This is a genomic window from Pseudomonas sp. DF5, assembly GCF_058148225.1.
The window spans coordinates 14,006-36,937 of the sequence record NZ_JBYVYM010000001.1 but is presented as its reverse complement, the minus strand read 5'-3'; the positions used below and the strand labels follow the sequence as shown (position 1 = coordinate 36,937).

Annotated in this window: 23 protein-coding genes; 15 read left to right on the top strand and 8 right to left on the bottom strand. The window is 60.2% G+C overall.

Translation table 11 applies throughout. The features are described 5' to 3' along the window. Window positions 1-44: 44 nt before the first annotated feature. Complete coding sequence (locus AC30D7_RS00180; protein WP_490132605.1) at window positions 45-623, bottom strand: DUF6436 domain-containing protein; 579 nt, start codon at window positions 621-623, stop codon at window positions 45-47. Between the two features lie 97 nt (window positions 624-720). Here AC30D7_RS00180 and bipL point away from each other — a divergent pair, with 97 nt between their 5' ends. Next, window positions 721-1,668 (top strand): phospholipase BipL, encoded by a 948-nt coding sequence (gene bipL / locus AC30D7_RS00175; protein ID WP_433784410.1) that lies wholly within the window; start codon window positions 721-723, stop codon window positions 1,666-1,668. A 43-nt stretch (window positions 1,669-1,711) separates the two neighbouring features. On the opposite strand, the gene AC30D7_RS00170 is transcribed toward bipL, so the two are convergent. Then, on the bottom strand, window positions 1,712-2,464 hold the full coding sequence (locus AC30D7_RS00170; protein ID WP_490132604.1) for a DUF2059 domain-containing protein: 753 nt from the start codon (window positions 2,462-2,464) through the stop codon (window positions 1,712-1,714). A gap of 133 nt (window positions 2,465-2,597) precedes the next feature. On the opposite strand from AC30D7_RS00170, the gene AC30D7_RS00165 reads away from it, so the two are divergent. Together AC30D7_RS00165 and AC30D7_RS00160 are read left to right on the top strand one after the other, a co-directional pair. Beyond that, the gene (locus tag AC30D7_RS00165; RefSeq protein WP_490132603.1) at window positions 2,598-3,230 is read left to right on the top strand and encodes a 2OG-Fe(II) oxygenase; all 633 of its coding nucleotides are present in this window, start codon (window positions 2,598-2,600) and stop codon (window positions 3,228-3,230) included. A gap of 2 nt (window positions 3,231-3,232) precedes the next feature. Further along, window positions 3,233-3,718, top strand: coding sequence for a 2-thiouracil desulfurase family protein (locus AC30D7_RS00160; protein WP_490132602.1), 486 nt, complete (start codon window positions 3,233-3,235; stop codon window positions 3,716-3,718). A 25-nt stretch (window positions 3,719-3,743) separates the two neighbouring features. Here the strand turns inward: AC30D7_RS00160 and AC30D7_RS00155 are convergent, their stop codons facing one another. Next, a complete protein-coding gene (locus AC30D7_RS00155) occupies window positions 3,744-4,328 on the bottom strand; it encodes a transporter substrate-binding domain-containing protein (RefSeq protein WP_490132601.1) in 585 nt (194 codons plus the stop codon). Window positions 4,329-4,464: 136 nt separating this feature from the next. Here AC30D7_RS00155 and AC30D7_RS00150 point away from each other — a divergent pair, with 136 nt between their 5' ends. Continuing rightward, window positions 4,465-4,890: a DUF4399 domain-containing protein gene (locus AC30D7_RS00150; protein WP_490132830.1), complete on the top strand. Its 426-nt coding sequence runs from the start codon at window positions 4,465-4,467 to the stop codon at window positions 4,888-4,890. A 75-nt stretch (window positions 4,891-4,965) separates the two neighbouring features. Here the strand turns inward: AC30D7_RS00150 and serA are convergent, their stop codons facing one another. After that, a complete protein-coding gene (serA, locus tag AC30D7_RS00145) occupies window positions 4,966-6,195 on the bottom strand; it encodes a phosphoglycerate dehydrogenase (protein WP_018928647.1) in 1,230 nt (409 codons plus the stop codon). 204 nt (window positions 6,196-6,399) lie between these two features. Here serA and AC30D7_RS00140 point away from each other — a divergent pair, with 204 nt between their 5' ends. The 3 genes from AC30D7_RS00140 to AC30D7_RS00130 all read left to right on the top strand — a co-directional run bounded on the left by AC30D7_RS00140 (window position 6,400) and on the right by AC30D7_RS00130 (window position 9,637). Continuing rightward, window positions 6,400-7,794 (top strand): FAD-binding oxidoreductase, encoded by a 1,395-nt coding sequence (locus AC30D7_RS00140; protein WP_305410436.1) that lies wholly within the window; start codon window positions 6,400-6,402, stop codon window positions 7,792-7,794. Window positions 7,795-7,831: 37 nt separating this feature from the next. Next, window positions 7,832-8,497, top strand: a complete 666-nt coding sequence (locus AC30D7_RS00135; protein ID WP_490132600.1) for a fumarylacetoacetate hydrolase family protein — start codon at window positions 7,832-7,834, stop codon at window positions 8,495-8,497. Between the two features lie 207 nt (window positions 8,498-8,704). Next, complete coding sequence (locus tag AC30D7_RS00130; protein ID WP_490132599.1) at window positions 8,705-9,637, top strand: SdiA-regulated domain-containing protein; 933 nt, start codon at window positions 8,705-8,707, stop codon at window positions 9,635-9,637. 61 nt (window positions 9,638-9,698) lie between these two features. On the opposite strand, the gene rpiA is transcribed toward AC30D7_RS00130, so the two are convergent. Beyond that, window positions 9,699-10,373, bottom strand: coding sequence for a ribose-5-phosphate isomerase RpiA (gene rpiA / locus AC30D7_RS00125; RefSeq protein WP_490132598.1), 675 nt, complete (start codon window positions 10,371-10,373; stop codon window positions 9,699-9,701). A gap of 224 nt (window positions 10,374-10,597) precedes the next feature. Between rpiA and ilvA the strand changes: the two genes are divergently transcribed. Together ilvA and AC30D7_RS00115 are read left to right on the top strand one after the other, a co-directional pair. Further along, window positions 10,598-12,112: a threonine ammonia-lyase, biosynthetic gene (gene ilvA / locus AC30D7_RS00120; protein WP_028939103.1), complete on the top strand. Its 1,515-nt coding sequence runs from the start codon at window positions 10,598-10,600 to the stop codon at window positions 12,110-12,112. A gap of 39 nt (window positions 12,113-12,151) precedes the next feature. Further along, window positions 12,152-12,580 (top strand): DUF2269 domain-containing protein, encoded by a 429-nt coding sequence (locus AC30D7_RS00115; RefSeq protein ID WP_490132597.1) that lies wholly within the window; start codon window positions 12,152-12,154, stop codon window positions 12,578-12,580. Window positions 12,581-12,698: 118 nt separating this feature from the next. Here the strand turns inward: AC30D7_RS00115 and AC30D7_RS00110 are convergent, their stop codons facing one another. Then, window positions 12,699-13,355 carry a histidinol-phosphatase gene (locus AC30D7_RS00110; protein WP_490132596.1) on the bottom strand — a complete coding sequence of 219 codons (657 nt, stop codon included), beginning with the start codon at window positions 13,353-13,355 and terminating at the stop codon, window positions 12,699-12,701. A 143-nt stretch (window positions 13,356-13,498) separates the two neighbouring features. On the opposite strand from AC30D7_RS00110, the gene AC30D7_RS00105 reads away from it, so the two are divergent. Beyond that, window positions 13,499-13,978 carry an RNA pyrophosphohydrolase gene (locus tag AC30D7_RS00105; protein WP_007897732.1) on the top strand — a complete coding sequence of 160 codons (480 nt, stop codon included), beginning with the start codon at window positions 13,499-13,501 and terminating at the stop codon, window positions 13,976-13,978. 22 nt (window positions 13,979-14,000) lie between these two features. Continuing rightward, on the top strand, window positions 14,001-16,280 hold the full coding sequence (ptsP, locus tag AC30D7_RS00100) for a phosphoenolpyruvate--protein phosphotransferase (RefSeq protein WP_018928656.1): 2,280 nt from the start codon (window positions 14,001-14,003) through the stop codon (window positions 16,278-16,280). A gap of 130 nt (window positions 16,281-16,410) precedes the next feature. On the opposite strand, the gene AC30D7_RS00095 is transcribed toward ptsP, so the two are convergent. Then, on the bottom strand, window positions 16,411-17,157 hold the full coding sequence (locus tag AC30D7_RS00095) for an NRDE family protein (RefSeq protein WP_490132595.1): 747 nt from the start codon (window positions 17,155-17,157) through the stop codon (window positions 16,411-16,413). A gap of 134 nt (window positions 17,158-17,291) precedes the next feature. Here AC30D7_RS00095 and AC30D7_RS00090 point away from each other — a divergent pair, with 134 nt between their 5' ends. The 3 genes from AC30D7_RS00090 (at window position 17,292) to AC30D7_RS00080 (ending at window position 20,003) form a co-directional block, all read left to right on the top strand. Then, window positions 17,292-18,074, top strand: a complete 783-nt coding sequence (locus AC30D7_RS00090; RefSeq protein ID WP_490132594.1) for a sulfite exporter TauE/SafE family protein — start codon at window positions 17,292-17,294, stop codon at window positions 18,072-18,074. 83 nt (window positions 18,075-18,157) lie between these two features. Beyond that, a complete protein-coding gene (gene lgt, locus AC30D7_RS00085) occupies window positions 18,158-18,967 on the top strand; it encodes a prolipoprotein diacylglyceryl transferase (protein WP_490132593.1) in 810 nt (269 codons plus the stop codon). 64 nt (window positions 18,968-19,031) lie between these two features. Beyond that, on the top strand, window positions 19,032-20,003 hold the full coding sequence (locus tag AC30D7_RS00080; protein ID WP_490132592.1) for a thymidylate synthase: 972 nt from the start codon (window positions 19,032-19,034) through the stop codon (window positions 20,001-20,003). A gap of 93 nt (window positions 20,004-20,096) precedes the next feature. Here AC30D7_RS00080 and cadR read toward each other — a convergent pair whose 3' ends face one another. Beyond that, window positions 20,097-20,546, bottom strand: coding sequence for a Cd(II)/Pb(II)-responsive transcriptional regulator (cadR, locus tag AC30D7_RS00075; RefSeq protein ID WP_007897786.1), 450 nt, complete (start codon window positions 20,544-20,546; stop codon window positions 20,097-20,099). Window positions 20,547-20,630: 84 nt separating this feature from the next. On the opposite strand from cadR, the gene AC30D7_RS00070 reads away from it, so the two are divergent. After that, window positions 20,631-22,925, top strand: a complete 2,295-nt coding sequence (locus tag AC30D7_RS00070) for a heavy metal translocating P-type ATPase (RefSeq protein ID WP_490132591.1) — start codon at window positions 20,631-20,633, stop codon at window positions 22,923-22,925. Window positions 22,926-22,932 lie beyond the last annotated feature (7 nt).

The following is a 22,932-nucleotide window of genomic DNA, read 5'->3' as shown; positions in this document are numbered from 1 at the left end:
CCTCCTGTGCCGGGCATCGCGGTCCTGGAAAAGTCAGGAATGCCTTACTTCACCTTTGCAGGCCACGGGCAGTAGCAACCCACCGCCAGCGTATGGGTGGCGTTCACCGCCCTGCCTGCGTTCAGTGCTTGCAGAATGGGCTCGATAAAACTGTTGCTCGAATTGCAGGTCAGGCCTTCGCTGTACGGGCCGAAATATGCGAGCTTGCCGTCGCGGTCCCAGATCGCCACTGCCGGGCTGGCGGGGATCTGTTCGGAGCCAGGCAGGGTCGCGAGGGTTTTCAGGCGGCTCAAGGTGCCGGGCAACTGGCCGTGGCTGCCGGGCTTTTGTACCGTATAGAACTCGACACCCTGCGGTACATATTGCTCAACCAGTTCAGTCAGGTGTTGTTGGTTGCCGACATTGCACGGGCAGGCCGGATCCCAGAAGTGCACCAGGCGAATGGCGCCGGGGCCGGCGAGTTCGTCTGGCAGGCGCAACGGGTCGCCGGAGAACACGGCGGTGTGCGAACTGAAGGCTCGCAGGTAACGTCCCTGAAACCAGTTGTAAGCGGCCCACAACACACTGGCACACACAAGGGCGAGCAGGCTGGCAAGCAGTGTGGTGCGATAGGCCGGGCGCATGGGTTTCAATCCTCGAAGGTCGGCTAGCTTGCCATGCTTGCCGCGACAGATGAATATCGCAGGCCCATAAAGTCTGTTTCGCGCTCTGGAATAGCCCATGTCTGCCACTTTCGACCCCGATCATTTGCGTGCCAGCCTGCGGCCATTGGCCCAGTGGCAGCCGCTGTCGACGGAGGCCATGGCCTATCAGCGTTTTTACGGGCTGGATTTTCCACAGCGGACCCTGCGCCGTGGCTTGGGGCGTTTCGAGATCGATGGCTATGAAGTGGTCAGCCAGCTCTGGTGGCCCGAGCGGGCGAAGGCGACGCTGTTTCTATTTCACGGTTTCTACGATCACACCGGGCTCTACCGGCATGTGATCGAGTGGGCGCTGGACCAGGGGTTTGCGGTGATTGCCTGTGACCTGCCGGGGCATGGCTTGTCCAGTGGCGAACGGGCGAGTATCAAGGACTTCGCCGAGTACCAGAGCGCCCTGCAAGGCCTGCTGGCCGAGGCGCAGTCGTTGGGCCTTCCGCAGCCCTGGCACTTGTGCGGGCAAAGCACCGGCGGGGCGATTGTGATTGACCATGTACTCAATCAAGGTGCGAGCAGCCCGGCCCAGGGGCAAGTGATTCTGCTGTCGCCCTTGGTGCGGCCGCGAGCCTGGGGCTGGTCGCGGCTCAGTTATTACCTGCTCAAGCCGTTTGTCAAAGGCATCGCCCGGCGCTTCAGCGAAAATTCCAACGACCCTGACTTCCTCGCGTTCCTGCAGGCCGATCCGCTGCAACCGCTGCGTCTGCCAACGGCCTGGGTCGGTGCGCTGGGGCGGTGGATCAAGCGTATCGAAGCGGCACCGAGCAGCCCGCGGCGGCCGCTGATCGTGCAGGGGCAGGCGGACATGACCGTGGATTGGGAGCACAACCTTGAAGTGTTACGAGGCAAGTTCGATCGGCCCCAGGTGTTGATGCTGCCTGAGGCGCGGCATCATCTGGCGAATGAGTCGCCGGGGTTGCGGCAGGAGTATTTCGGGTTTTTGACCAAACGCATGAGTCGGGATCGGCGGTGACATTTCGACAGTCATCGCGGGCCATTTCACAGACGCCAAAAAATTACTGGGTCAGACTGGACGTGCTTTGCCCCACCGCCAACCCCGCCCGAATCGCCGCCAATGCCGCTTGGTAATAAGCCTTGCCTTCAGAGGACTCGGCAAAGGTCGAAAACTCTTCCAGTTCGTCATCCGACAGGTCGCGATAGACATACAGCAGCGTGTTGTTCAGGTCGGCGCCGATCTGTTCCATCAGGCGCTGGCGCTGACCGTTCAACATGCCTTGAGCCTGACCGTTGCCGAGCAGGCCGGGGATCATCGAACTCAGGCTGTCGGCCGCGACGCCTGCGATCGCCAGGCTGACTTCAGCGCCGGCCTCGCGGGCGGGCAGGGCCTGGGCCAGGTGGCCGATGATCAACTGCCGGGCATCGCTGGCCTGCATTTTCGGCAAGCCCTTGGCGTTTTTCGCCAATTGATCGCGGCGGGTCGCCAGCAGTTCGGCGGCGACGATTTTCTTGCCCAGGGGCGATTGAAAGAAGGTCAGCGCGGGGGTCGGATCGGCGAGTTTCTTGCGCAGTTGCGCTTCGGCGCGCTGGTCCATGGCCTTGGGGGCGAACCGCTGATTGCTGTTGTCGACCAAGGCCTGGAACACTGCCGGTGGCAAGCTGTTCTGATAGCGCTGCTGAGCGGCCGAGAGAGCATCGTTGAAATGCGCGCGTTGTTCTGGCCAGCCGGCGACCTTGTACAACTGGTCATGGCCGTCCGCCCAGGCGGGCAAAACGCAGAACATCAACAGTGAGAAAAGCAAGCGACGCATAGGGACTCCTGTCAGCAGGCGACTATTCTCCGTGCGGCATCCGTACTTGTCGAGAATTCGTATCAGGTTGAGTACCTGATCCGACCAATCCTCCGCTGCGTGGCTCTGTCGGATTTGCGGGCACAGGAATACTATGCGCACCATGCACATACCCTCTGATCATCCACTGCTGTTACGTATCGTCGACGACCTGGCCGAACGCGGCTGGTCGCAGCAGAATATTTTCCTGCCCCTGGACCTGACCCGGGCGCTGGCGGCCGAGTGTCGCAAGCGTGCCGCCGAGGGCGAACTCTCCCCGGCCGCCGTGGGGCGCGGGTCGTTTTCGGAGATTCGCGAGGGTATTCGCGGCGACCATATCCAGTGGCTCGAACCTGGTCAGGCCGAGGCCTGCGACAACTATCTGGGGTTGATGGACAGCCTGCGCGAGGCGATGAATCGCGGCTTGTTCCTGGGCCTGGAAGATTTCGAAAGCCATTTCGCCCTGTACCCGCCCGGTGCTTTCTACCTCAAGCATGTCGACCGTTTCCGCGACGACGACCGGCGCATGGTCTCGGCGGTGATCTACCTCAATGACGCCTGGCTGCCCGAGCATGGCGGTCAGTTGCGCATGTACCTGGACGAAGGCGTCGAGCACGATGTGGTGCCCACTGGCGGATGCCTGGTGGTGTTCCTGTCGGGCGAGGTGCCCCACGAAGTCCTGCCCGCGACCCGAGAACGCCTGTCGTTGACAGGCTGGTTCCGTCGTCGTGGCAACGAGCCGTTCTGATCATGCAAAAGATTCTGGTAAGCCGCTGTTTGCTCGGTCACCGCGTCCGTTACGACGGCGGGGCCAGCGGGCCGTTCGATCTGTTGGAGCAGTGGATTGCCGAAGGCCGGGTGGTGCCGTTGTGCCCGGAAGTCGCCGGCGGGTTGCCGACACCCAGGGCCGCGGCGGAAATTCCTGGCGGGCAGGGCGCTGAAGTGCTTGATGGCCTTGCATCGGTCATCACCACCGAGGGCGAGGACGTCAGTGCCGCGTTTCTTTCGGGGGCTTGCCAGGCACTGGAGCTGGTGCAACGGCACGGCATTCGGATTGCCGTGCTCAAGGCCAACAGCCCGTCTTGCGGGAATCTGCAGACTTATGACGGGACGTTCAGTGGAGTGAAGGTCAGCGGTGAGGGCGTGACCGCCGCGCTGCTCAAGCGCCATGGTGTGCAAGTCTTCAGCGAGCTGGAGTTGCCGCAAGCGGCGCAGGCCCTGGCAACCCTGAACTAACGGCCCACATTAAATCTTCAGTGCCTTATGGTTTCGGCGCCACACCCGTATCCGCCCCAAACCACTTCTGCTCCAGCGCCTCCAGCCGGCCATCTGCCTTGATCCGTTGCAATGCATTCTCAAGGCTGGCATGAAACGCCGGATTACCCTTCTGAAACGGAATCGCCAGGCTCACAGGGGTGGCCTTCGGTTTTTGTTCCGTCAGCGACTGCACCAACAGGATTGATCGCGGTTGTTCTTCTTTCTGCGCGATCAATTGCGCGTTGGTGTGAATGTAAGGTTCGCTGAAGTCGAAACGATCCTTCAGATCCGGGGTCAGTGCTATGTGATTGATGGCAACGTCGTATTTGCCGCTTTCGACGCCGGTCATCAGATCGTCGGAATCGGTGACGACGAAGTCGGCCCGTACATCCAGCTCATTGGCCAGCAGTTGACCCAACTCGACCTCGAACCCGGTCAGTTTGCCGTCATCCTTGAAATTGAAGGGCGGTGTATTAGCCTCAAGAGCAATGCGCAATTCGCCGCGGTCGTTTACATCGTCAATCAGTTCGGCATGAGCCAAAGGGCTCAGAAGGGGTAGCAGGCAGATCAGGCCAGGCAAAAAGCGCATGGTCACTCCTTTGAATTCATTTTATCGCGACGCGCTGTTCAGGCTCGCTTTGCTATGGTTATCGAGAGCCTTCGACAACGTATGACCGTTAAGTTGTCATAGTCGAGCGAATTTTATGGAAAAACTGGAGAAGAGAATGAAAACCTTTATGTCACGAGCAGCATTGGCTGGCCTGTTGATGGGTGTTTCGGTGCTGGCCAGTGCTGCAACGCCGGCCCCGAAAGGTGCTGAAGTGTTCATCGTATCTCCTGCGGACGGAGCCACGGTCGCGCAAACCTTCACCGTGAAATTCGGAGTCAAGGAAATCGCGCTGGCGCCAGCGGGCGATACCACCAAAAACACTGGGCACCACCATCTGCTGATCGATGTCGACAAACTACCGGCTGCCGGGGCTCCGATTCCAATGGATGCCAACCATATGCACTTCGGCAAAGCGCAGACCCAGGCTGAAATCAAACTCGCCCCGGGCAAGCACACCTTGCAGCTCGAGCTGGGCGATAGCGGTCACATGCCGTTCGATCCGCCGATCGTTTCGAAGAAAATCACCGTGATTGTGAAGTAACTTTTCCAGGCATGAAAAAGCAGCCGTAAAAAAGGGAGCTCCGAGGAGCTCCCTTTTTTGTCGCTCAAGTCGCGATCAGAACAGCACGCGGCAACGAATAGTGCCGTTGATGTGCTGCAGCTTCTCTTGCGCCATTTCCGAGTAATCGGCATCGACGTCGATCACGACGTAGCCGACTTTCTCGTTGGTCTGCAGGAACTGACCGGAAATGTTGATGCCGTTTTCGGCGAAGACCTTGTTGATCTCGCTCATCACACCCGGAATGTTCTCGTGGATGTGCAGCAGGCGGTGCTTGCCAGGGTGAGCCGGCAGGGCCACTTCCGGGAAGTTCACGGACGATACCGAGGTACCGTTGTCGCTGTACTTGACCAGTTTTTCTGCTACTTCCAAGCCGATGTTGGCCTGTGCTTCAGCGGTGGAACCACCGATGTGCGGGGTCAGGATCACGTTGTCCAGGCCACGCAGCGGGCTTTCGAACTCTTCTTCGTTGGAGCGTGGCTCCACCGGGAATACGTCGATGGCCGCGCCGATCAGGTGCTTGTCCTTGATCGCGTCCGCCAGGGCGTCCAGTTCGACCACGGTGCCGCGCGCGGCGTTGATCAGGATGCCGCCCTTCTTGATGGCGCGGATTTCCTTCTCGCCGATCATCCACTGGGTGGCAGCGGTTTCCGGAACGTGCAGGGTGACGATGTCGGACATGCCCAACAATTCGTGCAGGTTGCCGACCTGGGTGGCGTTGCCCAGTGGCAGCTTGGTCACGGTGTCGTAGAAGTAAACCTGCATGCCCAGACCTTCAGCCAGGACCGACAGTTGAGTACCGATCGAGCCGTAACCGACGATACCCAGCTTTTTGCCACGGATTTCGAAGGAGTTGGCTGCGCTTTTGATCCAGCCGCCACGGTGGCAGGAAGCGTTCTTCTCAGGGATGCCGCGCAGCAACAGGATCGCCTCGGCCAGCACCAGCTCGGCAACGGAGCGAGTGTTGGAGTACGGCGCGTTGAATACCGCGATACCGCGTTCGCGAGCCGCGTTGAGGTCGACCTGGTTGGTGCCGATGCAGAAACAGCCGACAGCCACCAGTTTCTTCGCGTGATCGAAGATCTCTTCGGTCAGTTGAGTGCGGGAGCGAATGCCGATGAAGTGAGCATCAGCGATCTTTTCCTTCAGTTGGGCGTCCGGCAGAGAACCTGTGAGGTACTCGATGCTGGTGTAGCCCGCCGCCTTGAGGACGTCGACAGCCGATTGGTGGACGCCTTCGAGAAGAAGGAACTTGATCTTGCTCTTATCGAGAGAAGTCTTGCTCATCTGCGTAAACCTGTGTCCCGGAGAAAAAATGGCAGGGAAGGGAGCAGCCAGAGCTGACCCGGACGGCAGGAAAGCCGTCGCCGCAGAACAGCCTTTGGGCACTATCCTGCGGGGTCGGTATGCTAGCATATGCGACCTGCTAACACTCATTCTGCGACGTGAAGCGTACTCAGGATGACCATGAATTGTTCGAGAGTTCTGTCGATGACCAATCCTGCGCTGATTGATGAGCTGAAGACCCTGGTTGAGCCTGGCAAGGTACTGACCGACGCCGACTCCCTGAATGCTTACGGCAAGGATTGGACCAAACATTTCGCCCCGGCCCCGACGGCCATTGTGTTCCCCAAGACCATCGAGCAGGTCCAGGCCATTGTCCGTTGGGCCAATGAACACAAGGTTGCGCTGGTGCCGTCCGGCGGTCGTACCGGGCTTTCTGCGGCAGCAGTGGCGGCTAATGGCGAAGTGGTCGTGTCCTTCGACTACATGAACCAGATTCTCGACGTGAACCTCACCGATCGCACTGCCGTTTGTCAGCCAGGCGTGGTCACCGAACAATTGCAGAACAAGGCCGAAGAGCACGGCTTGTACTATCCGGTGGACTTCGCTTCGGCAGGTTCCAGCCAGATTGGCGGCAATATCGGTACCAATGCCGGCGGGATCAAGGTGATTCGCTACGGCATGACCCGAAATTGGGTGGCCGGCATGAAAGTCGTCACCGGCAAGGGCGATCTGCTGGAACTGAACAAAGACCTGATCAAGAACGCCACCGGCTACGACCTGCGTCAGCTGTTCATCGGCGCCGAAGGCACCCTGGGCTTTGTCGTCGAAGCCACCATGCGTCTTGACCGTGCGCCGAAAAACCTCACCGCGATGGTGCTCGGCACCGCCGATTTCGATTCGATCATGCCGGTATTGCACGCGTTTCAGAGCAAACTTGACCTGACAGCGTTCGAATTTTTCTCCGATAAAGCCCTGGCCAAGGTCATGGCGCGCGGCGATGTGCCAGCGCCGTTCGAATCCGACTGCCCGTTCTATGCGCTCCTGGAATTCGAAGCGACCACCGATGAAGTGGCCAACCACGCTCTGGAAACCTTCGAACATTGCGTCGAGCAGGGTTGGGTGCTGGACGGAGTGATGAGCCAGAGCGAGACCCAGTTGCAGAACCTCTGGAAGCTGCGCGAATACATTTCCGAGACCATTTCCCACTGGACGCCGTACAAAAACGACATTTCAGTCACTGTGTCGAAAGTCCCGGCGTTCCTGAAGGAAATCGATGCGATCGTCGGTGAACACTACCCAGACTTCGAAATCGTCTGGTTCGGTCATATCGGCGACGGCAACCTGCATTTGAACATCCTCAAGCCGGATAACCTGAGCAAGGATGAGTTCTTCGCCAAGTGTGCCACCGTCAACAAGTGGGTATTCGAAACCGTCGAGAAGTACAACGGTTCGATTTCCGCCGAACATGGCGTGGGCATGACCAAACGTGATTACTTGACCTACAGTCGCTCGCCGGTTGAGATCGAATACATGAAAGCCGTCAAAGCGGTGTTCGACCCGAATGGAATCATGAATCCGGGCAAGATTTTCGCTGTTTGACTTTTGAATTTAAGAGCAACGAAGCAGGAGTCGGTCAATGAGCTATCAGCACCAGTATGTCGACGGTACGCGTATTCACTTCCCGCTGGGGAAAGTGGTGTGCATCGGCCGTAACTACGCCGAACACGCCAAGGAACTGGACAACCCGGTGCCCACCGAGCCTCTGCTGTTCATCAAGCCCGGCAGTTGCGTGGTGCCGCTGGAAGGCGGCTTCAGTATTCCCACCGAGCGTGGTTCGGTGCATTACGAAGCCGAAATCGCGGTACTGATTGGCAAGCCATTGTCGACCAAGCCGAGCCGTGAAGAAGTGCTCGACGCTATCTCCGGTTTCGCCCCGGCCCTGGACCTGACCCTGCGTGACAAGCAGGCCGAGCTGAAAGCCAAGGGCTTGCCGTGGGAGATCGCCAAATCCTTCGACGGCGCGGCGGTGATTGCGCCGTTCGTGGCTGGCAGCACGTTTGCCGACCTGACCGACATCGGCATCCGCCTGACCATCAATGGCGAAGTGCGCCAGGATGGCAACAGCAAAGACATGCTCAATCCGATCGTGCCGATGATCCAGTACATGGCAGGCTGCTTCTCGCTGCAGGCCGGTGACGTGATCCTCACCGGCACGCCGGTGGGCGTTGGTCCGCTGAATGTTGGTGATGAACTGGTACTCGAATTGCCGGGTGTCAGCCGCTTTACCAGCAGCGTTCTCTGATTCAACACAAAACCCTGTGGGAGCGAGCAAGCCCGCTCCCACATTGATTTTGTGATCTTCCCTGCAAACTGCGTTTGCCCACATAGGGCAATCCAGCCATTTCCCGTTTTTTTCACATTTTGTCTGGATAATTCCGGGCCTTCTGGCGTCTGAGCCTGCCTCAATGTGCTATTACCCATAGCCTGAATTTCTGGAGCGCATCCCTGAATGGCCAACGAATCACTGCCCAAGCTGAAAACTGCCCGCCGCTCGCGTTTTGTCATGCGTTGGTATTCCTGGCTTTTACTGGCTGTGGCCGCTGCGTATGGCCTTGCGTTTGCGATGCACTGGGATGATCGCGGCGTGCTCTGGGTGAAGGAGCGCTTCGAAAGCCCCGCCGAACGAAAAGAGAGTGTCTGGCTGCCTGACTACCGGGCGGTGATCGACGCCAAACTGCTGCCTGGCATGGAGAAGGACGAAGCATCGGACGTGTCTTACGACCCGCAGACCAAAACCCTGTTTTCCGTGATGGGCAAGAACCCGTTCCTGGTCGAGCTGACGTTGCAGGGCGACGTGTTGCGCAAAATGCCGCTGGTGGGTTGGAGCAACCCGGAAGGGGTGACGGTAATGGGCAATGGTTTGCTGGCGATTACCGATGAGCGCGAACATCTGCTCTCGCTCGTCAAGGTCGATGCCGATACGCGCGAGCTGAACATCGCCAATTTCCCGAAATACGATCTCGGCCCGTCAAAAAACCAGAATAAAGGTTTCGAAGCCGTCGTCTGGGATGCCCGCCGCCAGCAACTGCTGCTGGGTGAAGAGCGTCCACCAGCGCTGTTCAGCTGGAAAAGCGATGGCAGCCAGATCCTGAAGGGTGACAAGCAAAAACTCTCCAGCGACGCACTGGATGTCCGCAACCTGTCAGCCCTGGCCATCGATCCACGCACCGGCCACACCCTGGTGCTGTCCGCCGACTCTCACTTGTTGCTGGAACTGGACGAGAAGGGCGAGCAGGTCAGTTTCATGACCTTGCTCGGTGGTTTCAATGGTCTGAAGAAAACCATTCCGCGCGCCGAGGGCGTTGCCATGGACGAAGCTGGCACGCTGTACATGGTGAGCGAGCCGAACCTGTTCTACGTCTTCAAAAAACCACAACCCTGACAAACACCACAAATCCAATGTGAGAGCGAGCAAGCCCGCTCCCACAGGTTTTGTGTAGGCCTTATTGGGCGCGCAGGGTTTTCACGCCTTCACTCGTGCCCAACAGCAGCAAGTCCGCCGGGCGGGCCGCGAACAAACCGTTGGTGACCACGCCGACGATGGCGTTGATCTGTGCTTCCAGTTCCACCGGGTTGGTGATCTGCATGTTGTGCACGTCGAGGATGATGTTGCCGTTATCGGTCAGCACGCCTTCACGGTAAACCGGGTCGCCGCCGAGCTTCACCAGTTCGCGGGCCACGTGGCTGCGCGCCATCGGGATCACTTCCACTGGCAACGGGAACGCGCCGAGCACCGGCACCAGTTTGCTGGCATCGGCGATGCAGATGAAAGTCTTGGCCACAGCGGCCACGATCTTCTCGCGGGTCAGGGCCGCGCCGCCGCCCTTGATCAGGTGCAGGTGCTCGTCGCTTTCATCGGCGCCGTCGACGTAGAACTCCAGATCGCTGACGGTATTGAGCTCATACACCGGAATGCCGTGACCCTTGAGGCGTGCAGCGGTGGCTTCGGAACTGGCCACTGCGCCGTCAAATGCGCCTTTGTGCTTGGCCAGGGCGTCGATGAAGCTGTTGGCGGTGGAGCCGGTGCCGACCCCGACGATGCTCTTGTCGTCGAGTTTCGGGAGGATGAAGTCGACGGCGGCCTGAGCCACTGCCTGTTTGAGTTGATCCTGGGTCATGCGGGCTCCGAAGTGCCGAAGAGGGAACGAAAGGCCGGCATTATAGGCCCGGGGGCGAGGAAGGTCATTGCCCGATTGGCAGGTCAAAAGATCGCACCCGCAGGTTCTGCCGAAGGCTGCGATCTTTTCCGTTGACCTTGAAACCACCTGTTTAGTGTGGTCGCCCGCCCGAAAGCCGGGTTAGACTCCTTGGCCCTGCCCAACCCGTTCAGTGATGCTTTCCGATGCTCGAACAGTACGTCAAAAAGATCCTCACCTCGCGCGTTTATGACGTTGCCGTAGAAACCCCATTGCAGACTGCTCGCCAGCTCTCCGAGCGGCTGGGCAACGAGATTTGGCTCAAGCGTGAAGACTTGCAGCCGGTGTTCTCGTTCAAGATTCGCGGCGCTTACAACAAGCTGACGCAACTGAGCGATGAAGAGCGCGCCCGTGGTGTGGTCACCGCTTCGGCGGGCAACCATGCGCAAGGCCTGGCCCTGGCAGCCAAAGTGCTGGGCGTGAAAGCGACCATCGTCATGCCCAAGACCACCCCGGAGATCAAGGTCGAAGGCGTGCGTTCGCGCGGTGGCAAAGTGGTACTGCATGGGGATTCGTTCCCGGAAGCCCTGGCCTACTCGCTGAAACTGGTCGACGAAAAAGGCTACGTCTACATTCACCCCTACGACGATCCCCACACCATTGCCGGGCAGGGCACGGTGGCCATGGAGATTCTGCGCCAGCACCCGGGGCGCCTGGATGCGATCTTCGTTCCGGTGGGCGGCGGCGGATTGATCGCCGGGATTGCGGCGTACGTGAAATACCTGCGTCCGGACATCAAGATCATCGGCGTCGAACCGGATGACTCCAACTGCCTGCAAGCCGCCATGGCGGCCGGCGAGCGCGTGGTGTTGCCGACCGTGGGGCTGTTTGCCGATGGCGTCGCGGTGGCGCAGATCGGTCAGCACACCTTCGATATCTGCAAAGACTACGTTGATGAAGTGATCACCGTCAGCACCGATGAAATCTGTGCGGCGATCAAGGATATCTACGACGATACCCGCTCGATCACTGAGCCTGCCGGCGCCTTGGGCGTGGCCGGGATCAAGAAATACGTCGAGCAACGCGGCGTCACCGGCCAGACCTTCGTGGCCATCGATTCCGGCGCCAACGTCAACTTCGACCGCTTGCGACACGTTGCTGAGCGCGCCGAGCTGGGCGAGGGCCGCGAAGCCATCATCGCCGTGACCATCCCCGAGAAGCCGGGCAGCTTCAAGGCGTTCTGCGAAGCCATCGGCAAGCGCCAGATCACCGAATTCAACTACCGCTACAACACCGGCAGCGAAGCGCACATCTTTGTCGGCGTGCAGACCCACCCGGAAAACGACCCGCGCAGTGCGCTGCTCGCCAGCCTGACTGAGCAGGGTTTCCCGGTACTCGACCTGACGGATAACGAACTGGCCAAGTTGCACATCCGCCACATGGTTGGCGGGCGTGCCGCCCAGGTGGTCGATGAAGTGGTGCTGCGCTTCGAATTCCCGGAGCGCCCGGGTGCGTTGTTCAACTTCCTCAACAAGCTCGGCGGGCGCTGGAACATTTCGATGTTTCACTACCGCAACCACGGCGCGGCGGATGGTCGTGTGGTCGCGGGCCTGCAAGTGCCCCACGACGAACGTCACCTGGTACCGGCGGCGCTGGAAGAAATCGGCTACCCGTACTGGGACGAAAGTGACAACCCGGCCTATCAGCTGTTTCTCGGCTGAGCGGCTACGCTGATGGGCAGCCTATAAGGAAATCGAACAATGGAAACGTTAACCGCCCTCAAAGTCGCGCATGGCGTGGCGACGGTGCTGCTGTTGATCAGCGCACTGGGGCTGGCAATCTGGGTCTGGCGCGCTCGTCGCAAGGGTGATGCGACGGCGCCTGCACGTACCTTGCAGCGACCGCAGGTGTTCATCTGGTTGCTGATGGGCCTGGCGTTGTTGAGCATGCCATTCACCGGCTGGTGGATGGTGCATCTGGTGGGCTGGCCGTTGGGGCAGACCTGGTTGCTGGCGTCCAGCGTGTTGTACACCGTGGCGGTGCTGGGCTGGTTCTGGCTGGTGGTGCGGCTCAATCGGCTACGCAAGGCGCCGACGGCGGGGAATGGGAAGTTTACCTTGGCGTTGGCGTTGTTCAGTTTTGTCTGCTTTATCGCGATTGCGGGATTGATGGGGGCCAAGCCGGTTTAAGGCTTGTCACCGCGTCGCCTGCATCGCGGGCAAGCCCGCTCACAAGGTTCTGCTGTGTGACATAGATAGCATTCACAGCAGAGACCCTGTGGGAGCGGGCTTGCCCGCGAAGGCGATCTCAATCGCGCAACGAAATCACCGGCCAGCCCCGCTTTTCGGCCTCGGCCCGCAGATTCGGATCCGGGTCGACCGCGATCGGATTCGTCACTTGCTCCAGCAACGCCAAGTCATTCATCGAGTCGCTGTAGAAATAACTGTCTTCCAGGCTGTGGCCAGTTTCTTCCAGCCAACGATTCAGCCGGGTCACCTTGCCTTCACGGAAGCACGGGACATCGGTGCTGCGCCCGCTGTACCGGCCGTCGATCATTTCGCATTCGGTGGCGATCAGGGTTTCAACGCCTAAACGCGTGGCAATCGGCCCGGTTACAAAGCGGTTGGTGGCCGTGATGATGACCAGCTTGTCGCCGGCCTCGCGGTGTTGGGCCAACAGTTCGAGGCCCTTGGGCAGCACGAGCGGTTCGATGCAGTCGCGCATGTAATCCAGGTGCCATTGATCGAGCGTTGCCATTTCGGTGCGGCCGAGGACTTCCAGGCAGAAGTTCAGGTACGCGTCGTTATCCAGCTTGCCGGCCAGATAGTCCTGATAGAACTCGTCGTTGCGTGTCTTGTAGGCGACGGCGTCGAGGAAACCGCGTTCGCACAGATAATCGCCCCAGGCGTGGTCACTGTCGCCGCCCAGAAGCGTGTTGTCCAAGTCGAATAAAGCCAGCCGCATTGCAGTTACTCGCTGAAAAGTCTGTAGAAAGGTCTCCAGAATACGGACTTTTCACAAGAGTGCACATAAGGTAGGTCGGCTCGTTGCTGCTTTCACAACCTTTGTGGAACAATGCGGCGACATGCGTTTGCGAGGTTGTTGCCGTGATCGACCCCGATGGTTTCCGCCCCAATGTCGGGATCATTCTGACGAATGATGCTGGCCAGGTGCTATGGGCTCGCCGAATCAATCAAGATGCCTGGCAGTTTCCACAGGGCGGGATCAACCCCCAGGAGACGCCGGAAGACGCCTTGTACCGCGAGTTGAACGAAGAAGTGGGCCTGGAGCGCGAAGATGTTGAAATTCTCGCCTGCACCCGGGGCTGGTTGCGTTATCGTTTGCCGCAACGTCTGGTCAGAACGCACAGCCAACCGCTGTGCATCGGCCAGAAGCAGAAATGGTTTCTCCTGCGCCTGATCTCCAACGAGCAGCGGGTGCGGATGGATTTGACCGGTAAACCGGAATTCGATGGCTGGCGCTGGGTCAGCTATTGGTATCCGTTGGGCCAGGTGGTGACATTCAAGCGCGAAGTGTATCGACGCGCTCTCAAAGAGCTTGCCCCGCGCCTTTTAGCGCGCGACTGACGACGGAGTTCGACCCCGAGCCATGCTCAATACGCTGCGCAAGATCGTCCAGGAAGTTAACTCCGCCAAGGATCTCAAGGCGGCGTTGGGGATTATTGTGTTGCGCGTCAAAGAGGCCATGGGCAGCCAGGTCTGCTCGGTCTACCTGCTTGATCCAGAGACCAACCGCTTCGTGCTGATGGCCACCGAGGGCTTGAACAAGCGCTCGATCGGCAAAGTCAGCATGGCACCCAACGAAGGTCTGGTCGGCCTGGTCGGCACGCGTGAAGAACCCCTGAACCTCGAAAACGCCGCGGATCACCCGCGCTACCGTTACTTCGCCGAGACCGGTGAAGAACGCTACGCGTCGTTCCTTGGGGCGCCGATCATTCACCACCGCCGCGTCGTCGGCGTGTTGGTCATTCAGCAAAAGGAACGTCGCCAGTTCGATGAAGGCGAAGAAGCCTTCCTCGTGACCATGAGCGCGCAGCTCGCCGGCGTTATCGCCCATGCCGAGGCCACCGGTTCGATCCGTGGCCTGGGCCGTCAGGGCAAAGGCATTCAGGAAGCAAAGTTCGTCGGCGTACCAGGTTCGCCGGGCGCGGCGGTCGGCACCGCGGTCGTCATGCTGCCACCGGCCGATCTGGACGTGGTGCCGGACAAGACCATCACCGACATCGATGCAGAACTTGGGCTGTTCAAGACCGCCATCGAAGGCGTGCGCGCCGACATGCGTGCCTTGTCCGCCAAGCTGGCAACCCAGCTGCGACCTGAAGAGCGGGCCCTGTTCGACGTCTACTTGATGATGCTCGACGATGCTTCGCTCGGCAGCGAAGTCACCACCGTGATCAAGACCGGTCAGTGGGCCCAGGGCGCGCTGCGTCAGGTGGTCACCGATCACGTCAACCGTTTCGAACTGATGGACGACGCCTACCTGCGTGAGCGGGCCTCGGACGTCAAGGACCTCGGCCGCCGTTTGCTCGCCTACTTGCAGGAAGAGCGGCAGCAGACGCTGGTCTACCCCGACAACACCATTCTGGTCAGCGAAGAACTGACGCCGGCGATGCTCGGCGAGGTGCCGGAAGGCAAGCTGGTGGGCCTAGTGTCGGTACTCGGTTCTGGCAACTCCCACGTGGCGATCCTGGCGCGCGCCATGGGTATTCCGACGGTGATGGGCCTGGTCGACCTGCCGTACTCCAAGGTCGACGGCATCCAGATGATCGTCGACGGCTACCACGGCGAGGTCTACACCAACCCGAGTGACGTGCTGCGCAAGCAGTTCGCCGACGTGGTCGAGGAAGAGAAACAACTGGCCCTCGGGCTGGATGCATTGCGCGACCTGCCGTGCGTAACGGTCGATGGCCACCGCATGCCGCTGTGGGTCAACACCGGCCTGCTGGCGGATGTGGCACGGGCGCAGAAGCGCGGTGCCGAGGGCGTGGGCCTGTACCGCACCGAAGTGCCGTTCATGATCAACCAGCGCTTCCCGAGCGAAAAGGAACAACTGGCGATCTATCGCGAGCAACTCGCCGCGTTCCATCCACAGCCAGTGACCATGCGTAGCCTGGACATCGGCGGTGACAAGGCGCTGTCGTACTTCCCGATCAAGGAAGACAACCCGTTCCTCGGCTGGCGCGGCATTCGCGTGACCCTCGACCACCCGGAAATCTTCCTGGTGCAGACCCGCGCCATGCTCAAGGCCAGCGAAGGCCTGAACAACCTGCGTATTCTGCTGCCGATGATTTCCGGCACCCATGAACTGGAAGAAGCCTTGCACCTGATTCACCGGGCCTGGGGCGAAGTCCGCGACGAAGGCACCGATGTGCCGATGCCGCCGGTGGGCGTGATGATCGAGATTCCGGCGGCGGTGTATCAGACCAAGGAACTGGCGCGGCAGGTGGACTTCCTGTCGGTCGGCTCCAACGACCTGACCCAGTACCTGCTGGCCGTGGACCGAAACAACCCACGGGTGGCCGACCTCTACGACTACCTGCACCCGGCGGTGCTGCAAGCCTTGCAGAGCGTGGTGCGTGATGCCCATGCCGAAGGCAAACCGGTGAGTATCTGCGGCGAAATGGCCGGTGACCCGGCGGCGGCGGTGCTGTTGATGGCAATGGGCTTCGACAGCCTGTCGATGAACGCCACCAACTTGCCGAAAGTGAAGTGGATGCTGCGTCAGATCAACCTGAGCAAGGCCAAGGAACTGCTGGCGGAGCTGATGACCATCGACAACCCGCAAGTTATCCACAGCTCGCTGCAACTGGCGCTGAAAAACCTTGGGTTGGCGCGGATGATCAATCCAGCTTCGGTCAAGACCCTTTAAAAGGCTGATGGCCTCATCGCAGGCAAGCCAGCTCCCACAGGAATTTGGGTCGATTCACTGATTTGTGATCAACACCAAAACCTGTGGGAGCTGGCTTGCCTGCGATGGGGCCAGTCCAGGCAGCACAAAATTAAATCCTGACTTCCACTTCCCCCAAATGCCCCCCATACGGCCCGAAACTCCGCTCGACCATATGCCGCATCCCATTCGCCTGAACAATCAACGCCGTGCTCGCCCGCGTCCCATAAGCCTGGCTCTTGATAAACACACTCGACAACAACGTCTCGGTGGCTTGCCCCACGCCAGTGTCCGGCAGCTCGGCAAGCGGCGCCGTCTGTGGATCGCTGAGCAAGGCCAATAGCGCCTGCGGCTGCGGGGCGTCCAGCACTTCGCTCAAGGCTGCCTTGGCCTTGAGCACTTTTGGCCACGGCGTATTCAGCCCCGCGTTTGATAACCCATAAATCCCTGGTTCGAGCCTGACCGCCGCGGTTTCCCGAGCGTTGAAGTGCCATAACTCGCTGGCATCGCCGATTAGCAGATTGAACCCGGCATATTCAGTCGAGCGTCCGATAATGTCGCTTAAATAGTCTTCAATGGGCGTTTCCCCGCTGAGAAACTGCGCCACCAGTTCGCCTCGCGACTTGGCGGCCGGCGGTTGGAGGGGATCGCGGATGTTGGTCAGTGCGGCGAAGCGCCCATTGGCGCCGACACCAAGCCACGTACCGCCGGCCTCGAGGTCACGCCCGGCGTAGACATGCGGGGCGTGCGGCCATTGCGCCAAAGGCAAGCTGGGTCGGGCATAGAATTCGTCGCGGTTGGCCGCCACGATCAGCGGCTGGGCATGACCCGGCCGCCAGGCAAAGACAATCAGGCACATAAGGTGGTCCTTGTGTGTTTTTTGCTCACTCTACGCAGACATCGCTCATCGATCCATCGCCATCCGCAGTGGAGCCCGAGGCCATGCATCCGTTACCATGCCGCTCCTGATTCGGGATGCTTGGGGATGTGGCCATGGAATTTTTGCTCTATCTGGCGCTGGGCGCCTGTGCGGGCGTGCTGGCCGGGCTGTTCGGGGTAGGCGGCGGGATGATTATCGTTCCGGTGCTGGTGTTCAGCTTCACCTTGCAGGGATTTGATCCGTCGATCCTGACGCATCTTGCAGTCGGCACTTCCCTGGCGACGATCATTTTTACGTCGGTCAATGCGGTTCGCGAACATCATCGCCGTGGCGCCGTGCGTTGGCCGATTTTTGCCTGGATGACCCTCGGCATTCTGATCGGTGCCGGTTTCGGCGCGCTGACCGCCGAAGCGATCTCCGGGCCGAATCTGCAGAAGATCATCGGCGTATTCGCGTTGATCATCGCGGTTCAACTCGCCTTGGACTTCAAGCCCAAGGCCAGCCGAACGGTGCCCGGTAAAGTCGGTCTGACCGTGGCCGGCAGTGTGATTGGCTGGGCTTCGGCGATTTTCGGGATTGGCGGCGGTTCGCTGACCGTGCCATTCCTGACCTGGCGCAGCGTACCGATGCAGCAAGCGGTGGCCACGTCGTCGGCCTGTGGCCTGCCCATCGCCTTGGCAAGTGCATTAAGTTTCATGATTCTGGGCTGGCACGATCCACTGCTGCCGGCCCATAGTCTCGGTTTTGTTTATTTGCCGGCGCTGCTGGGGATCGCCCTGACCAGCATGGTCTTCGCCCGCCTCGGTGCACGACTGGCCCACAGGCTGTCGCCGCGCTTGCTGAAAAGACTGTTTGCCGCTTTGCTGTTTTGCGTCGGCTTGAGCTTCTTGCTCTGAGGCGTAACGCAATCCTGGCTTAATCCTGGCGTGACAGCGTCGCCCGGGAATTTTGAAGGTTTCAACTCTAACGAGGAGTCGCAATGCTGCCTTACCCGCAGATCGACCCGGTGGCCTTGGCCATCGGTCCGCTGAAAATCCACTGGTACGGCCTGATGTACCTGATCGGCATCGGCGGCGCGTGGCTGCTGGCGTCCCGTCGGCTGAACCGCTTCGACCCGACCTGGACCAAGGAGAAACTCTCCGACATGGTGTTCTGGATGTCGATGGGCGTCATCGTCGGCGGCCGCCTGGGTTATGTGCTGTTTTATGATCTGAGCGCTTACCTGGCCAACCCGATGTTGATCTTCGAAGTGTGGAAGGGCGGCATGTCGTTCCACGGTGGCTTCATCGGTGTGATGCTCGCAGCGTTGTGGTTTGGTAAAAAGAACAACAAGTCGTTCTTCCAGCTGATGGACTTCGTCGCGCCGATGGTGCCGATCGGCCTGGGTGCCGGGCGCATCGGTAACTTCATCAACGCCGAGTTGTGGGGCAAGCCGACCGACGTGCCGTGGGCGATGATCTTCCCGCCGTTCAGCGACCCGGCGCAGTTGCCGCGTCATCCGTCGCAGCTGTACCAGTTTGCGCTGGAAGGTGTGGCGCTGTTCCTGATCCTCTGGCTGTTCTCGCGCAAGCCACGGCCGACCATGGCGGTATCCGGGATGTTCGCGCTGTTCTATGGCATTTTCCGTTTCATCGTCGAGTTCGTCCGCGTTCCGGATGCGCAGCTGGGCTATCTGGCGTGGAACTGGCTGACTATGGGCCAGGTGCTGTGCGTACCGATGATCGTCGGCGGTCTATTCCTGATCTGGCTGGCTTATCGACGCGCCCCGGCGGCCCCCGCAGCTGCATAAGAAGCAGGCGCAAAAAATTCGAACCCCGGGGCGACGGCTCCGGGTTCAAGGACACAGGTAATTCATGAAGCAATATCTCGATCTGGTCGCCCACGTCATCAAGAACGGCACCAAACAGGCCAACCGCACCGGCGTGAACACCATCAGCTTTCCGGGTGCGATGCTGCGCTTCGATTTGCAGGAAGGTTTCCCGGCGATCACCACCCGCAAGATGGCCTTCAAGTCGGCCATCGGCGAGATGTGCGGTTTTCTGCGCGGGGTGAACAACGCCGCTGAATTCCGTGCACTGGGTTGCAAGGTCTGGGACCAGAACGCCAACGAAAACGCCCAGTGGCTGGCCAACCCGTTCCGTCAGGGCGAAGACGACCTCGGCGAGATCTACGGCGTGCAATGGCGCAAATGGCCGGCGTACAAGCAGATACCGGTCAGCAACCAGGCCGCCATCGAGCAGACCCTGAGCCAGGGTTATCGGCAGATCGCCGAAGGCGAAGAAGACGGCCAGGCGTATGTGGTGCTGTACAAGGCGATCGACCAGATCCGCCAGTGCGTCGACACCATCATCAAGGACCCAGGCAGCCGTCGCATTCTGTTCCACGGCTGGAACGTTGCGCAGCTCGATGAGATGGCCCTGCCGCCGTGCCACTTGCTGTACCAGTTCCACCCGAATGTCGAGACCAGGGAAATCTCCCTGACCCTCTACATCCGCTCCAACGACCTGGGCCTGGGCACGCCGTTCAACCTCACCGAAGGCGCCGCGCTGCTGAGCCTGATCGGTCGCCTGACCGGTTACACGCCGCGCTGGTTCACCTATTTCATCGGTGACGCCCACGTCTACGAAAACCACCTGGACATGCTCAACGAACAGCTCAAGCGCGAGCCGTTCGCCCTGCCGAAGCTGAAGATCTCCGACCGTGTGCCGGAGTTTGCCAAGACCGGTGTGTATCAGCCGGAATGGCTGGAGCTGATCGAACCGAGTGATTTCTCGCTCGAAGGCTACGAGCACCACGCTCCGATGACGGCGCCGATGGCGGTCTGAGTCTGGCACCGCTTCGCGGTGTTCGCGGGCAAGCCTCGCTCCTACAGGTTCACACGATACCTGTAGGAGCGAGGCTTGCCCGCGAAGGCATTCTTAATGCCCGTGGCTTCGGCCAACATGGGAATGCTCGACCTCCGTCGCCACAACCCCGCCACTCACCTCCAGCCGCTGCAAAATCCCGCACTGATCGATATCCGGCCCTTCGCTGCAGCGTTGGCGCAGGTCGAGCAGTTGTGTCTGCAAGGCCAGCAAACCGTCGATTCGTGCCTTCACATGATGGATATGTTCGTCGATCAACGCGTTGACGTTTTCGCATTGATCCTGCGGGCTGTCGCGCAGGGCCAACAGGCTGCGGATTTCCTCGAGCGTCATGTCGAGGGTGCGGCAATTGCGGATGAAAGTCAGGCGTTCGGCGTGGGCCTGGGTGTAGACGCGATAATTGCCGTCGCTGCGGGCCGGTTCCGGCAGCAGGTTTTCGCGCTCGTAGTAGCGGATGGTTTCCACCGCGCAGTCGGTGAGTTTCGCCAGTTCTCCTATTTTCATCGCGTCAATCTCCAAAAGGGTGCTTGACCCTATAGTGGCTACAGGGTCTTTACTTGGCAACAGGCACCTTCATGGACGCGACCAATGAGCGATTCTCTTCACACCCACAAACCCGAGGCTGATCACGATCACGATCACGATCACGATCACAGCCACAAACTGCAGCCTGTGCCCCAGCATGTCCATGGTAGCCATGATCATGGCGGCCACGGCGATTCCTGCTGTTCCTCCAAAGCGGCGCCATCGCTGATCAAGTTGAGCGAGACACCGACCGCCGGCGCGCGGCTGAGCAGCTTCCGCATCGAAGCCATGGACTGCCCGACCGAGCAGACGCTGATCCAGAACAAACTCGGCAAGCTTGCGGGCGTGCAGCAACTGGAGTTCAACCTGATCAACCGGGTGCTGGGCGTAACCCATGACCTGCCAACCAACGCGCCGATCATAGAGGCGATCAAGTCACTCGGCATGCACGCCGAGCCGTTGGAACAAGGCGTCGAAGCGCCAATACCTGTGCCAGAGAAAAAACCTTGGTGGCCATTGGCGCTGTCCGGTGTTGGCGCGCTGGCGGCTGAAGTTATCCACTTCACTAACGCTGCGCCCAATTGGGTGGTGGCGGTGATTGCGCTGATCTCAATTCTCAGTGGCGGCCTGGGTACCTATAAAAAGGGCTGGATCGCCCTGAAAAACCTCAACCTGAACATCAACGCGCTGATGAGCATCGCGGTGACCGGTGCGGTCCTGATCGGCCAGTGGCCGGAAGCGGCGATGGTGATGTTCCTGTTCACCGTCGCCGAGTTGATCGAAGCCAGGTCCTTGGACCGGGCGCGCAACGCCATCGGCGGACTGATGCAGATGGCGCCCGAGCAAGCCACGGTGCAGCAAGCCGATGGCAGTTGGGTCGCACAACCGGTGAAAAGCATCGAGCTGGGTGCGCGGGTGCGAGTGCGTCCCGGTGAGCGGATCGGTCTGGACGGCGAAGTGGTGTCCGGCAGCTCGACTATCGATCAGGCACCGATTACCGGTGAAAGCCTGCCGGTGGAGAAAACCGTTGGCGACAAGGTGTTTGCCGGCACCATCAACCAGTCCGGTTCACTGGAGTACACCGTGACCGCAGCGGCCGATCACTCGACCCTCGCGCGGATCATCCACGCCGTCGAACAGGCCCAGGGCGCGCGGGCGCCGACCCAGCGTTTCGTCGACAGCTTTTCGAAAATCTACACACCGGCGGTGTTCATCCTGGCCCTCGCCGTGGCGGTGATCCCGCCGCTGTTCATGGACGCGCTGTGGTTCGACTGGATCTATCGGGCGCTGGTGTTGCTGGTGGTCGCCTGCCCATGCGCCTTAGTGATTTCCACTCCGGTGACCATCGTCAGCGGCCTCGCGGCAGCGGCGCGCAAAGGGATTCTGGTCAAGGGCGGCGTTTATCTGGAGCACGGCTACAAACTCGATTACCTGGCCCTCGACAAGACCGGCACCCTCACGCATGGCAAACCGGTGCAGACCGACTATTTGTCCCTCGACCCGACCGCCGATCAAACAGCCCCGGCCATTGCGGCGGCACTGGCCGGTCGCTCGGATCACCCGGTGTCGTTGGCCATCGCCAACGCGGCAGTTGTGGATAACCAGCGCGCGCCGCTGACTGTGGATAACTTCGAAGCCTTGGCGGGGCGTGGAGTACGCGGTGAGATCAATGGTGAGCTCTATCACCTGGGCAACCATCGACTGGTGGAAGACTTGGGCCTGTGTTCTCCAGTGCTGGAAGAAAAACTGTTTGCTCTGGAGAAACAGGGCAAGTCGGTGGTGCTGTTGCTCGACAAGTCGGGTCCGCTGGCCTTGTTTGCCGTCGCGGACACCGTGAAAGCGACCAGTCGCGAGGCGATCCAGCAATTGCATGAACTGGGCATCAAAACCCTGATGCTGACCGGTGACAACGTTCACACCGCCGAGGTCATCGCCGCCCATGTGGGCATCGATCAGGCGCAAGGCGATCTGTTGCCGAGCGAGAAGCTGCAGGCCATCGAAACGCTGTATGCCCAGGGCTATCGCGTGGGAATGGTCGGCGACGGCATCAACGACGCTCCTGCACTGGCGCGGGCCGAGATCGGTTTCGCCATGGCGGCCGCCGGGACCGACACCGCCATCGAAACCGCCGATGTCGCCCTGATGGACGATGATCTGCGCAAGATCCCGGCCTTCATCCGCCTGTCGCGGCAGACCTCGAACATCCTCAAACAGAACATTGCCCTGGCATTGGTCATCAAAGCGATCTTTCTTGGGGTAACCTTCGCCGGGATCGCCACCATGTGGATGGCGGTGTTCGCCGACATGGGCGTGAGCCTGTTGGTGGTGTTCAACGGTTTGCGCCTGTTGCGCAAATAGACGATGA

Excerpts from the sequence above, each read along its gene's own strand:
- AC30D7_RS00155 (WP_490132601.1), bottom strand. The coding sequence starts at position 4,328 with ATGCGCTTTTTGCCTGGCCTGATCTGCCTGCTACCCCTTCTGAGCCCT.
- rpiA (WP_490132598.1), bottom strand. The coding sequence starts at position 10,373 with ATGACCCAGGATCAACTCAAACAGGCAGTGGCTCAGGCCGCCGTCGAC.
- AC30D7_RS00170 (WP_490132604.1), bottom strand. The coding sequence starts at position 2,464 with ATGCGTCGCTTGCTTTTCTCACTGTTGATGTTCTGCGTTTTGCCCGCC.
- AC30D7_RS00115 (WP_490132597.1), top strand. The coding sequence starts at position 12,152 with ATGGAAACGTTAACCGCCCTCAAAGTCGCGCATGGCGTGGCGACGGTG.
- AC30D7_RS00130 (WP_490132599.1), top strand. The coding sequence starts at position 8,705 with ATGGCCAACGAATCACTGCCCAAGCTGAAAACTGCCCGCCGCTCGCGT.
- AC30D7_RS00180 (WP_490132605.1), bottom strand. The coding sequence starts at position 623 with ATGCGCCCGGCCTATCGCACCACACTGCTTGCCAGCCTGCTCGCCCTT.
- AC30D7_RS00080 (WP_490132592.1), top strand. The coding sequence starts at position 19,032 with ATGAAGCAATATCTCGATCTGGTCGCCCACGTCATCAAGAACGGCACC.
- ptsP (WP_018928656.1), top strand. The coding sequence starts at position 14,001 with ATGCTCAATACGCTGCGCAAGATCGTCCAGGAAGTTAACTCCGCCAAG.
- AC30D7_RS00165 (WP_490132603.1), top strand. The coding sequence starts at position 2,598 with ATGCGCACCATGCACATACCCTCTGATCATCCACTGCTGTTACGTATC.
- ilvA (WP_028939103.1), top strand. The coding sequence starts at position 10,598 with ATGCTCGAACAGTACGTCAAAAAGATCCTCACCTCGCGCGTTTATGAC.
- lgt (WP_490132593.1), top strand. The coding sequence starts at position 18,158 with ATGCTGCCTTACCCGCAGATCGACCCGGTGGCCTTGGCCATCGGTCCG.
- AC30D7_RS00090 (WP_490132594.1), top strand. The coding sequence starts at position 17,292 with ATGGAATTTTTGCTCTATCTGGCGCTGGGCGCCTGTGCGGGCGTGCTG.
- AC30D7_RS00140 (WP_305410436.1), top strand. The coding sequence starts at position 6,400 with ATGACCAATCCTGCGCTGATTGATGAGCTGAAGACCCTGGTTGAGCCT.
- cadR (WP_007897786.1), bottom strand. The coding sequence starts at position 20,546 with ATGAAAATAGGAGAACTGGCGAAACTCACCGACTGCGCGGTGGAAACC.
- AC30D7_RS00150 (WP_490132830.1), top strand. The coding sequence starts at position 4,465 with ATGAAAACCTTTATGTCACGAGCAGCATTGGCTGGCCTGTTGATGGGT.
- bipL (WP_433784410.1), top strand. The coding sequence starts at position 721 with ATGTCTGCCACTTTCGACCCCGATCATTTGCGTGCCAGCCTGCGGCCA.
- AC30D7_RS00110 (WP_490132596.1), bottom strand. The coding sequence starts at position 13,355 with ATGCGGCTGGCTTTATTCGACTTGGACAACACGCTTCTGGGCGGCGAC.
- AC30D7_RS00135 (WP_490132600.1), top strand. The coding sequence starts at position 7,832 with ATGAGCTATCAGCACCAGTATGTCGACGGTACGCGTATTCACTTCCCG.
- AC30D7_RS00070 (WP_490132591.1), top strand. The coding sequence starts at position 20,631 with ATGAGCGATTCTCTTCACACCCACAAACCCGAGGCTGATCACGATCAC.
- AC30D7_RS00160 (WP_490132602.1), top strand. The coding sequence starts at position 3,233 with ATGCAAAAGATTCTGGTAAGCCGCTGTTTGCTCGGTCACCGCGTCCGT.
- serA (WP_018928647.1), bottom strand. The coding sequence starts at position 6,195 with ATGAGCAAGACTTCTCTCGATAAGAGCAAGATCAAGTTCCTTCTTCTC.
- AC30D7_RS00095 (WP_490132595.1), bottom strand. The coding sequence starts at position 17,157 with ATGTGCCTGATTGTCTTTGCCTGGCGGCCGGGTCATGCCCAGCCGCTG.